Annotated in this window: 8 protein-coding genes; 6 read left to right on the top strand and 2 right to left on the bottom strand. The window is 70.1% G+C overall.

Translation table 11 applies throughout. The features are described from left to right. Position 1 precedes the first annotated feature (1 nt). The gene (locus AB5J49_RS10550) at positions 2–1,384 is read right to left on the bottom strand and encodes an FAD-binding oxidoreductase (RefSeq protein WP_369168293.1); all 1,383 of its coding nucleotides are present in this window, start codon (positions 1,382–1,384) and stop codon (positions 2–4) included. A 106-nt stretch (positions 1,385–1,490) separates the two neighbouring features. Then, positions 1,491–3,293, bottom strand: coding sequence for a glycoside hydrolase family 15 protein (locus AB5J49_RS10545; RefSeq protein ID WP_369175095.1), 1,803 nt, complete (start codon positions 3,291–3,293; stop codon positions 1,491–1,493). 533 nt (positions 3,294–3,826) lie between these two features. On the opposite strand from AB5J49_RS10545, the gene AB5J49_RS10540 reads away from it, so the two are divergent. The 6 genes from AB5J49_RS10540 to AB5J49_RS10515 all read left to right on the top strand — a co-directional run bounded on the left by AB5J49_RS10540 (position 3,827) and on the right by AB5J49_RS10515 (position 11,904). Beyond that, a complete protein-coding gene (locus AB5J49_RS10540; RefSeq protein WP_369175094.1) occupies positions 3,827–5,512 on the top strand; it encodes a CTP synthase in 1,686 nt (561 codons plus the stop codon). 97 nt (positions 5,513–5,609) lie between these two features. Next, on the top strand, positions 5,610–6,236 hold the full coding sequence (locus AB5J49_RS10535; RefSeq protein WP_369168292.1) for an NUDIX domain-containing protein: 627 nt from the start codon (positions 5,610–5,612) through the stop codon (positions 6,234–6,236). 170 nt (positions 6,237–6,406) lie between these two features. After that, positions 6,407–8,494 (top strand): tetratricopeptide repeat protein, encoded by a 2,088-nt coding sequence (locus tag AB5J49_RS10530; protein ID WP_369168291.1) that lies wholly within the window; start codon positions 6,407–6,409, stop codon positions 8,492–8,494. A 135-nt stretch (positions 8,495–8,629) separates the two neighbouring features. Further along, complete coding sequence (gene ald, locus AB5J49_RS10525; protein ID WP_369168290.1) at positions 8,630–9,754, top strand: alanine dehydrogenase; 1,125 nt, start codon at positions 8,630–8,632, stop codon at positions 9,752–9,754. 399 nt (positions 9,755–10,153) lie between these two features. Then, complete coding sequence (locus AB5J49_RS10520) at positions 10,154–11,290, top strand: ParA family protein (protein ID WP_079052605.1); 1,137 nt, start codon at positions 10,154–10,156, stop codon at positions 11,288–11,290. Further along, entirely contained in the window at positions 11,275–11,904 is a 630-nt protein-coding gene (locus AB5J49_RS10515; protein WP_369168289.1) for a hypothetical protein, read from the top strand. Before AB5J49_RS10520 ends, AB5J49_RS10515 begins: the two co-directional genes overlap by 16 nt. The last annotated feature ends 13 nt before the right edge of the window (positions 11,905–11,917 follow it).

The following is an 11,917-nucleotide window of genomic DNA, read 5'->3' as shown; positions in this document are numbered from 1 at the left end:
CTCAGGCCGGCCTGATGTTGTGGTTGAACCGGAAGACGTTGTCGGGGTCGTAGCGCCGCTTCAGCTCCGCCAGCCGCCCGGTGTTCTCGGCGCCGAGCCCGGCCACCACGCGCTCCGCGCCCTCGTCGCCGATGAAGTTCAGGTACACCGCGCCGGTGCTCCACGGCCGTACGTCGCTGCGGACGTCGCGCACCCACTGTCTGCACCGCTCGTCGTCCGCAGGGTCCTGCCACATGCCGTACGGGTGCACGGCCCAGGGCGCGTCCCGGTAGGGCACCGGGTACTCGCGCGGTCCGGCGGCGATCGCGCCGCCCTGCGGGAGCAGCGCGTGCTGGGTGCCGGTCGGTACCGGCATGGACCGCGCGGCGGCGCAGTAGACGTCCACGAAGTCGTCCGGCGCACCCGTCAGGTACTCCGCCGACCAGTAGTGCCGCATACCGGGCGGATCGTCGATCATGCACTGCACGTCGGCGTACGGCATCGCGCCGACGATCTCCGCCTCGTGCGGCAGCGCCAGCAGCGGTTCGGCGTACTTGCGCATGTCCTGCTCGGCACCGGCGTACGTCAGGAGCGCGGCGCACACCAGTGAGCCGACCAGAGACGGCGGTACGAAGTCCTCGGGCGGCCCGGTGAAGTGCACGATGCCGCCGCCCACCTCGTCGGGGCCGGACTCGATCACGTCACGGAAGGTGCGGACGACGTCCGGTGCGAAATCGGGCCGGTACAGCAGCATCGCGATGGCGAACTCGGGCAGCTCGTACAGCTTCAGTGTGATCGCGGTGGCGATGCCGAAGTTGCCGCCGCCCCCGTGCAGTGCCCAGAACAGATCCGGGTTCTCGTCCGCGTTCGCGTGAACCCGGCTGCCGTCGGCGGTGACGAGTTCCACACCGAGCAGATTGTCCACTGCGAGCCCGCACCAGCGGTCCAGCCAGCCGGTGCCGCCGCCGAGGACGAAGCCGCCGACGCCGGTGGTCGACACTCGGCCGCCGGTCGTGGAGAGGCCGTACACCTGAGTGGCGCGGTCCAGGTCGCTCATCGTGGCCCCGCCCGCGACCCGTGCCGCCTCGGCCTCCGGGTGCACGGTGACCGCGCGCATGTGGCGCAGGTCGACGACCAGACCGTTGTCGTTCAGCGCCATGCCCGCGACGCTGTGCCCGCCGCCGCGCACCGCGATGTTCAGGTCCAGCTCGCGGGCGAACCGTACGGCCCGCACGACGTCGTCCTCGTCCACGCACTGCGCGATCACCGCGGGCCGCCGGTCGATCATGGTGTTGAAGACGACCCGGGCGTCGTCGTAACCGAAGTCCCCCGGCGTGAACACATCACCGGCGAGATCCTCACGCAGCGCGGCGAGGGCCGCGCCCGCCTTGGAGTGGGAAGCCATGGCCGCCCCCTTCCGACAAGGGGCAATCGCTGCCTTCCAGGCTAGGCGGGCGCGTCACGTCCGTCCTGTCGAGCGGTACGGCGATACGGCCGTACCGCGGTCCTGCTCAGCCGCCGTACGCGCCGGACGCCGTCAGCCGCAGGGCGGTGTCGATCAGCGGAACGTGGCTGAAGGCCTGCGGGAAGTTGCCGACCTGGCGCTGCAGGCGCGGGTCCCACTCCTCCGCCAGCAGACCGAGGTCGTTGCGCAGCGACAGCAGCTTCTCGAACAGCTTGCGGGCCTCGTCGACGCGGCCGATCATCGCCAGGTCGTCCGCCATCCAGAACGAGCAGGCGAGGAAGGCGCCCTCGTCACCGGGGAGCCCGTCGACGCCCTCGTCCTCGCCCTGCGTCGGGTAGCGCAGGATGAAGCCGTCCGGCGTGGACAGCTCGCGCTGGATCGCCTCGATGGTGCCGATGACGCGCTTGTCGTCCGGCGGCAGGAAGCCCATCTGGGGGATCAGGAGCAGCGAGGCGTCCAGCTCCTTCGAGCCGTACGACTGCGTGAAGGTGTTGCGCTCCTTGTCGTAACCCTTCTCACACACGTCCCGGTGGATGTCGTCGCGCAGCTCGCGCCAGCGCTCCAGCGGGCCGTCCGCGTCGCCGGACTCGATGAGCTTGATCGTGCGGTCGACGGCGACCCAGGCCATGACCTTGGAGTGCACGAAGTGCCGACGCGGGCCGCGCACCTCCCAGATGCCCTCGTCCGGCTGGTCCCAGTGGTCCTCGAGATACCTGATCAGCTTGAGCTGGAGCAGCGAGGCGTAGTCGCTGCGGGCCAGGCCGGTCATGTGGGCCAGGTGCAGGGCCTCGGTGACCTCGCCGTACACGTCCAGCTGGAGCTGGTGCGCGGCGCCGTTGCCGACCCGGACCGGCGCGGAGTTCTCGTAGCCGGGCAGCCAGTCCAGCTCGGCCTCGCCGAGCTCGCGCTCGCCCGCGATGCCGTACATGATCTGCAGGTTCTCCGGGTCGCCCGCGACCGCCCGCAGCAGCCACTCACGCCAGGCACGGGCCTCGTCGCGGTAGCCGGTGCGCAGCAGCGAGGACAGCGTGATCGCCGCGTCGCGCAGCCAGGTGTAGCGGTAGTCCCAGTTGCGGACGCCGCCGATCTCCTCCGGCAGGGAGGTGGTGGGCGCTGCGACGATGCCGCCGGTGGGGGCGTACGTCAGCGCCTTCAGTGTGATCAGCGAGCGGACCACGGCCTCGCGGTACGGCCCGTGGTACGTGCAGTGCTCGACCCACTCCCGCCAGAAGTCCTCCGTCGCCTCCAGCGACTGCTCCGGCTCCGGAAGCGGCGGCGGCTCCTTGTGCGAGGCCTGCCAGGAGATCGTGAACGCGAAGCGGTCGCCCGGTCCGACCGTGAAGTCGGAGTACGTCGTCAGCGACTTGCCGTACGTCTCGCGGTCGGTGTCGAACCACACCGAGTCCGGGCCGGCGACGGCCACGGTGCGCCCCTCGTGCTTGTGCACCCACGGCACGATCCGGCCGTACGAGAAACGCATCCTGAGCGCCGAGCGCATCGGCACCCGGCCCGAGACGCCCTCCACGATCCGGATCAGCTGGGGCGCGCCGTCACGTGGGGGCATGAAGTCGATCACCCGGACCGTGCCGCGTGGCGTGTCCCACTCGGACTCCAGGATCAGGGAGTCGCCGCGGTAGCTGCGCCGGGCCGCGGTGGGCGGCGGGGCGTCGGAGGCGTGGGCGGGGCCGAGCCGCCAGAAGCCGTGTTCCTCGGTGCCCAGCAGGCCGGCGAAGATGGCATGCGAGTCGAAGCGGGGCAGGCACAGCCAGTCCACTGTGCCGTCCCGGCAGACCAGCGCCGCTGTCTGCATGTCTCCGATGAGTGCGTAGTCTTCGATGCGCCCGGCCACGTGCAACTCCAGTCGAACGGCCACGTCACCCCCTCCTGAAAAGGGGGCTCTCGCTTAGTGCGGTCAAGGGGTGGGTTTTTGTAATGCGTCGTTGAGCGATGAAGCAAAGCAGTCGTCTCGGCCGTGAAGCAAAACGACGGTCTCTTCTCGGCAATCTCCGCTCAACGAACTGACGAGCTCTCGTTGTTCCGGTGGTTACGGGCGAGGGGTGGTGCCGTGTTGCCGGCCGGGCTCGGCAGCGAATGTCCGAGCAGGATACGACGCACGCAGATGATCTGCGTGCCGCTCCGGGCAACCCGGGTCGGCCGAACGGGTGAGCAACGGGTGAGAAACCGAGGCGCCTGTGCAGGTTCGTGGCGACTCGTGTGCGGAGCGTGGCCGGAAGCCATCGCTCTCGGTCGCTGATACCCTGGTAGCCCGTGGACCGGTGGGCGACAAACCCCCGAACCGCAGCGACGGCACCGCCCCCGGAATCTCCGGGCAGGCAGCCGCACCGCACTCCAGAACGCGACCACGGGAGCCCCCTCTTGGCCATGCCGCCCGCTGCTTTTCGAAACAGCACCACGACGACCAAGCACATCTTCGTCACCGGGGGTGTCGCCTCCTCGCTCGGAAAGGGCCTGACGGCCTCCAGCCTCGGCATGCTCCTCAAGGCACGGGGCCTGCGCGTCGTGATGCAGAAGCTGGACCCGTACCTCAATGTCGACCCTGGCACGATGAACCCCTTCCAGCACGGTGAGGTGTTCGTCACCAACGACGGCGCCGAGACCGACCTGGACATCGGCCACTACGAGCGCTTCCTCGACCGCGACCTGGACGGCTCGGCGAACGTCACCACCGGCCAGGTGTACAACACCGTGATCGCCAAGGAGCGGCGCGGCGAGTACCTGGGCGACACCGTGCAGGTCATCCCGCACATCACCAACGAGATCAAGCACCGCATCCGCCGCATGGCGACGGACGAGGTCGACGTCGTGATCACGGAGGTCGGCGGCACGGTCGGCGACATCGAGTCGCTGCCGTTCCTGGAGACCGTCCGCCAGGTCCGTCACGAGGTCGGTCGTGACAACGTCTTCGTCGTCCACATCTCGCTCCTGCCGTACATCGGCCCCTCGGGAGAGCTGAAGACGAAGCCGACCCAGCACTCGGTTGCGGCTCTGCGCAACATCGGTATTCAGCCAGATGCGATCGTGCTGCGCTGCGACCGTGAGGTGCCGACCGCGATCAAGCGGAAGATCAGCCTGATGTGCGACGTCGACGAGGCGGCCGTGGTGGCCTGCCCCGACGCCCGCTCGATCTACGACATCCCGAAGACCGTGCACGGCGAGGGTCTGGACGCCTACGTCGTCCGCAAGCTGGACCTGCCGTTCCGCGACGTGGACTGGACGACCTGGGACGACCTGCTCGACCGCGTCCACAACCCCGATCACGAGATCACCCTCGCGCTGGTCGGCAAGTACATCGACCTGCCCGACGCCTACCTCTCGGTCACCGAGGCGCTGCGCGCGGGCGGCTTCGCCAACAAGGCCCGCGTGAAGATCAAGTGGGTCACCTCCGACGACTGCAAGACCCCGGCCGGCGCCAAGCAGCAGCTCGCCGACGTGGACGGCATCTGCATCCCGGGCGGCTTCGGTGACCGTGGTGTGCTCGGCAAGGTCGGCGCGATCAAGTACGCCCGCGAGAACCGGATCCCGCTGCTGGGCCTGTGCCTGGGCCTGCAGTGCATCGTGATCGAGGCGGCCCGCCACCTCGCCGACATCGGTGACGCCAACTCCACCGAGTTCGACCCGGCCACCGGCCACCCGGTCATCTCCACCATGGCCGAGCAGCTCGACATCGTCGCCGGCGAGGGTGACATGGGCGGCACGATGCGCCTCGGCATGTACCCGGCCAAGCTGGCCGAGGGCTCGATCGTGCGCGAGGTGTACGACGGCAAGGAGTACGTCGAGGAGCGGCACCGTCACCGGTACGAGGTGAACAACGCCTACCGGGCGGAGCTGGAGAAGAAGGCGGGCATCCTGTTCTCCGGCACGTCGCCGGACGGCAAGCTCGTGGAGTACGTGGAGTACCCGCGCGAGGTCCACCCCTACCTGGTGGCCACGCAGGCCCACCCCGAGCTGCGCTCGCGCCCGACGCGCCCGCACCCGCTCTTCGCCGGGCTGGTGAAGGCAGCCGTCGAGCGCCAGCAGGCCGAGGGCGTCGGCAAGAATTCGAAGTAACACGAGAGTTGTACGGTGGGCGGGGTGCAAACCTTCAAAGGTGCGCACCCCGGTTTTCTTTGGCGGGTTGTTTTTAGAGCGTGTGGAAGGGCAGGGCATGACGATCAAGGACACCGCCGAGCAGTGGGAGATCCGGGCGACGGAGACCCCCTTCGTGGGCAACAAGACCTCCGTCCGCACGGACGACGTGGTCATGCCCGGCGGCTCGGTGGTGCGGCGCGACTACCAGGTCCACCCCGGCTCGGTGGCCGTCCTCGCCCTCGACGACGAGGACCGCGTCCTGCTCATCAAGCAGTACCGCCACCCGGTGCGGCAGAAGCTGTGGGAGATCCCTGCCGGCCTGCTCGACATCCCCGGCGAGAACCCGCTGCACGCCGCCCAGCGCGAGCTGTACGAGGAGGCCCACGTCAAGGCCGAGGACTGGCGGGTGCTGACCGACGTGTACACCACACCCGGCGGCTGCGACGAGGCCGTTCGGATCTTCCTCGCCCGCAACCTGTCGGAGGCCGACGGGGAGCGCTTCGAGGTGGAGGACGAGGAGGCCGACATGGAGCACGCGCGCGTGCCGGTCGACGAACTCGTCCGGGCGGTGCTCGCGGGCGAGTTGCACAACAACTGCCTCGTCGTGGGCGCGCTGTCGCTGGTCGCCGCGAGGAACGGTGACGGGCTCGACGCGCTCCGTCCGGCGGAGGCGCCCTGGCCCGCGCGCCCCTTCGCGTCCTGAACCCCCACACCCCACTTCCGGTGTGAAGATCGGCTGATCCGATCGAGGGACCTCCTCGCCGTGCCCCCCGTGCTCCGCGCGGAACGTAGCAGAGCGTGAACTAGGCTCTGAATACGCCCGAACCGGAGTCCCGGCGGGCTTGCGCGTGTGGTGGGACGGGAGTGTGGCCCGTGACGGATCAGGTGGTGGACACAGGCGGCGTGCAGGTGTCGGCACAGGCGTCCGACCAGAACCAATTCCTGGGCCGCACACGCGAATTGAAGGAGCTCCGCGCCGACATCGAGCGCGCGGGCCTGGACACCCTCTCCGGCCGCAAGGCGCCACGCGCGCGCGTGCTGCTCATCGCCGGCCGCCCCGGCTCGGGCCGCACCGCGCTCGCCGCGGAACTGGTACGGCAGGTGGCGGACCGTTACCCGGACGGCGTGCTGCGCGCCCGCCTGAGCGAGCCCGACGGCACCCCCGTCCCCGTCGAGCGCACCGCCCGCGAACTGCTCGCCGCCCTGGACCGGACGCCCCCGCCCGGCGCCGCCGAGGACGACCTCACGGCGGCGCTCCGGGAGGCCCTGGCGGAGTGCCGGATGCTGCTCCTGCTCGACGACGCGGCCGAGGCGGAGCAGGTCGACGCCCTGCTGCCGGACACGCCGGAGTGCCTGGTCGTGGCCGTCTCCCACGGTCCGCTGACCGGCATCTCGGGCGTGCGGCCCTGCACGCTGGGCGGCCTGGACACCAAGTCGGCGGTGGAGCTGCTGTCCCGGCACGCCGGCTCGGTCCGCATCACCGTCGACCCGCGGGCCGCCGAGGGCCTCGCCGAGGTCTGCCAGGGGCAGCCCGCCGCACTGATGCTGGCGGGTGGCTGGCTCGCCGCCCGTCCCAAGGTGGCGGTCGCCGACCTCGCCAAGCAGGTGCACGCCGAGGGCGACGAGGGCACACCGCTCAGCCGGGTCTTCCGGCTCGTCTACGCCTCCCTCCCGGGTCCCGCCGCCCGGATACTGCGGCTGCTCTCCCTGGCCCCGGGCGGCCTGGTCGACCCGCACACCGCCTCCGCCCTGGCCGGCTGCTCGGTCGACGGCGCCTGCACCACCCTGGACGACTTCGTCGCGCTCGGCCTGCTGCACGTCATCGACTCGCCACTGCCGCAGTACCAGGTCCCGGCCTGTCTGCACCCCCTCCTCAAGGCCCTCACCGAGACCCAGGACCGCCCCGGCGAGATCCAGCTGGCGCGCGCCCGCATGCTGGAGCGGACCGTACGGCTGCTGCAGTCCTGCCGGGCGATCACCGAGACCGACGACCCCGAGGCCCGGCAGAAGCTCCTCGGCACGCCCCGCGCCCTGCGCTTTCCCAACCCCCGGGCGGCCGCGGACTGGATCGGCATCCGCAGGCCCGCCCTGCTGGCCTCGGCCCGCGCCGCGGTCGCCGACGGGGAGCTGGACACCCTGGCCCGGCGCCTGATGTCCCAGCTGGTCAGGGCCATGGTCGCGCACCTCGGCACGCAGGCTGCCGCCGGCGACCTGTACGGCGTCCACCGCCTGGTCCTGGACGTGGCCGAGCGCCGGAACCTACCCCGCGAGAAGGCCGCGGCCCTGCTGAACCTCGGCGACCTCGACGCCCGGACCGGGCGGACGAAGGCGGCGCTGGTGAGCTATCGGGCCGCGCTGGACGCCGGGCGGGAGGCGAACGACCCGTACGCGACCGGCCGCGCGATGGAATCCGTAGGCGGCGCCCACCTGGAGCTCGGGGACTACGACCGGGCCGCCGACTGGTTCGGCCGGGCGCTGGCCCAGCGGCTGGCCCGGGGCGAGCGCGCCGACATCGCCCGGCTGTACGGCCGTATCGGCGCCGCCCACACCTTCGCGGGCCGGTACGGCGAGGCGCTGCGCAACTGGCGGGCCGCGGTCGCCGGGCACCGCAAGAACGGCGATATCGCGGGCCACGCACGGGCGTTGAGCGAGCTGGCGCGGGTCCAGGAGTACGCGGGACGGCCCGAGGAATCGCTGCGTACCTGCCGGGAGGCGGTGGAGTGTGCGCGGCGCGCGGAGGACACACGGTTGCAGGCGGCGCTGTATCTGCGGCTCGCCGACACCCTGGAACGCCTCGGCGATCCCGCGGCGGCGCAGCTGCACCGGGGCGCCGCCCAGCGGATGCTGGGGGAGGAGCCTCAGGAGCCCGATGCGGCCGTGCCTGAGCCCGAGCAAGAGGCTTTCGAGCCGGAACACGGCCCTAACGCCTACGAAATCCGTAGTACATCCACTGAAGATTGATGCAATGAAAGGCTAGACAGCGGGAACGCCTTCATTAGACTGGCTCTGCCGCACCTTCTCCTGCGGTGTCTCCCGGTGTGCCCTGCATGCCTGGGTATGTCTTGTAAAGCCCCCACACCCTCTGAGCCAAGGACCGTGATCGACGTGAAGGTCGGCATCCCCCGCGAGGTCAAGAACAACGAGTTCCGGGTGGCCATCACCCCCGCAGGCGTGCACGAGCTGGTGCGCCATGGCCACCAGGTCGTCATCGAGCAGGGCGCCGGGCTCGGCTCGTCGATCCCGGACAGCGAGTACGTCGCCGCAGGTGCCCGGATCCTGCCGACCGCCGACGAGGTCTGGGCCACCGCCGACCTGCTGCTGAAGGTCAAGGAGCCCATCGCCGAGGAGTACCACCGCCTCCGCAAGGACCAGACGCTCTTCACCTACCTGCACCTGGCCGCCTCCAAGGAGTGCACGGACGCGCTCATCGAGTCCGGCACCACGGCGATCGCATACGAGACCGTCGAGCTGCCCAGCCGCGCGCTCCCGCTGCTCGCCCCCATGTCCGAGGTCGCGGGCCGCCTCGCCCCGCAGGTCGGCGCCTACCACCTGATGCGCTCGGCCGGCGGCCGTGGCGTGCTCCCCGGTGGCGTCCCCGGCACCCAGCCGGCGAAGGCCGTCGTCATCGGCGGCGGCGTCTCCGGCTGGAACGCGACCCAGATCGCCGTCGGCATGGGCTTCCACGTCACGCTGCTCGACCGCGACATCAACAAGCTGCGCGAGGCCGACAAGGTCTTCGGCACCAAGGTCCGGGCGATCATGTCCAACGCCTTCGAGCTCGAGAAGGCCGTCCTGGATGCCGACCTCGTCATCGGCGCGGTTCTGATCCCGGGCGCCAAGGCCCCGAAGCTCGTCACCAACGAGCTGGTCTCGCGGATGAAGCCGGGAAGTGTCCTTGTCGACATCGCGATCGACCAGGGCGGCTGCTTCGAGGACTCGCGTCCGACGACGCACGCCGAGCCGACCTTCCAGATCCACAACTCGGTCTTCTACTGCGTCGCCAACATGCCCGGCGCGGTGCCCAACACCTCCACCTACGCGCTGACCAACGCCACGCTGCCGTACATCGTCGAACTGGCCAACCGCGGCTGGGTGGAGGCCCTGCGCCGCGACTCCGCGCTGGCCAAGGGCCTCAACACGCATGACGGCAAGGTGGTTTACCGGGAGGTCGCGGAGGCGCACGACCTGGAGCACGTGGAGCTCGAAACGCTGCTCGGCTGAGCCGATCGGCTAAGTCACTTTCTGGTAAAGGCGATACGTCAACACGAGTCGTCAACCGAACGCACTCGGCCGGACCTTGCCCGAAAAGGTCCGGCCGGATGTGTGTATGGTCACTTTGCGACTCTCGGTCAACTCGCCTCGAACGTAACCCTTCGACCGATTCGCACACCGGTGAAACCTGCCGTGCGACGGCCGTACGCCCTTGACAGCGGGATGTTTCATTGTCGACACATCTGCCCGGTCCGGCGGATTGTGTTGCTGAGGACCGCCGACACGCCATAGAGTCGCCAACCGTCAGCATGGTGCCACGCTGACCTGTCTAGAAGTTTCCTGGTCCCCAAGGAGGTAAGACGACTTGTGAATGAGTCGACATTTTCTCCCGGGGGTGGTCAACCAGGAATGCCGGTACGGGGCCAGGGTCCCGCGGGATTCGAGGCTGTCGGCTCCGTCGCGGTGCGCACCTTCGCAGCCCACCAGGGTCACCTGACCTCAGGGGTGACTCAGCCAGCAAACATGAGCATGGATGGCCATCACGTGAACGCCATGGCCGGCGACGGAAGTGGCGCGCCCCACAACCACTTCGCCGACTACGACGAACTGCCCGAGGGGCACTTCTACGATCCCGACGCGGAGTACGAGCCAGACCCCGAGTACGCGGCCACGCTCGCGCCCGACGCTGCCCGTCAGCGTCGTGAGCGCATCGGCCCGACCGGGCGTCCGCTGCCGTACTTCCCGATCCCGGGCCCGCTGACCGATCACGGTCCCGCGAAGATCATCGCGATGTGCAACCAGAAGGGCGGCGTCGGCAAGACGACGTCGACCATCAACCTGGGTGCCGCGCTCGCGGAGTACGGACGCCGGGTCCTGCTCGTCGACTTCGACCCGCAGGGCGCGCTGTCGGTCGGCCTCGGCGTCAACCCGATGGAGCTCGACCTCACCGTCTACAACCTGCTCATGGAGCGGGGCATGTCGGCGGACGAGGTGCTCCTGAAGACGGCGGTCCCCAACATGGACCTGCTGCCGAGCAACATCGACCTGTCGGCCGCCGAGGTCCAGCTGGTGAGCGAGGTCGCGCGCGAGTCCACGCTCCAGCGCGCCCTGAAGCCGCTGCTGCCGGACTACGACTTCATCGTGATCGACTGCCAGCCCTCGCTGGGTCTGCTCACGGTGAACGCGCTGACGGCCGCTCACAAGGTGATCGTGCCGCTGGAGTGCGAGTTCTTCGCCCTGCGAGGTGTCGCGCTGTTGACGGAGACCATTGAGAAGGTCCAGGAGCGGCTCAACCCTGAGCTGGAGCTCGACGGGATCCTCGCCACGATGTACGACTCGCGCACGGTGCACAGCCGTGAGGTGCTCGCGCGTGTCGTCGAGGCGTTCGACGACCACGTCTACCACACGGTCATCGGGCGCACGGTCCGCTTCCCGGAGACCACGGTCGCCGGTGAGCCGATCACCACGTACGCCTCCAACTCCGTCGGTGCCGCCGCCTATCGCCAGCTCGCCAGGGAGGTGCTCGCCCGGTGTCACGCCGAGTGAGTCTGCCGGGGGCCGACGAACTGTTCCGCACGACAGGGGGTATGGCGCTCCAGCCGTCCACTCCCCGGCGCCCGGCCAACGGCGAGGCCCGGGTGCCGGCTCCCGCGGGGGAGAGCGATGCCGCTGCCGCCGCGGAGGACGCGCCGCAGTCGGTGCCCGTGCAGGGCGGCGACGGCGACGGCGCGGAGCACGTGGCGGCCGACACGGAGTCGGTCGACGCCGGTGAGTCGCGTAGCCGTACCGCGGCCGCGGAGCGCTCCGCGCGACGTCAGGGCGTGCAGGAAGGTTCTGCCGGGGCGCCTGCGGGTGCCGCGGGCGGTCCGGCCGCGTCCGGTGCGGCTGCTTCTGCCGCCTCTTCCGCCGCGCCGCGCAAGCGCGGGCGGTCGGCCTCGCGTCGGCCCAGTGGTCGCGAACGGCACGACGAGAAGATCACCGTGTACGTCTCCGCCGAGGAGCTCATGGATCTGGAGCACGCGCGTCTGGTGCTCCGCGGTGAGCACGGGCTCGCCGTCGACCGCGGGCGGATCGTCCGCGAGGCGGTGGCCGTGGTCCTCGCGGATCTGGAGACCCGCGGAGACGCCAGCATCCTCGTACGACGGCTTCGCGGGCGGTAGCGGTAGCCTGCGG

The organism is Streptomyces sp. R28 (assembly GCF_041052385.1).
Taxonomy (GTDB): Bacteria; Actinomycetota; Actinomycetes; order Streptomycetales; family Streptomycetaceae; genus Streptomyces.
Note: the sequence above shows the minus strand (reverse complement) of the source record. Positions and strands in the feature narration are given on the sequence as shown.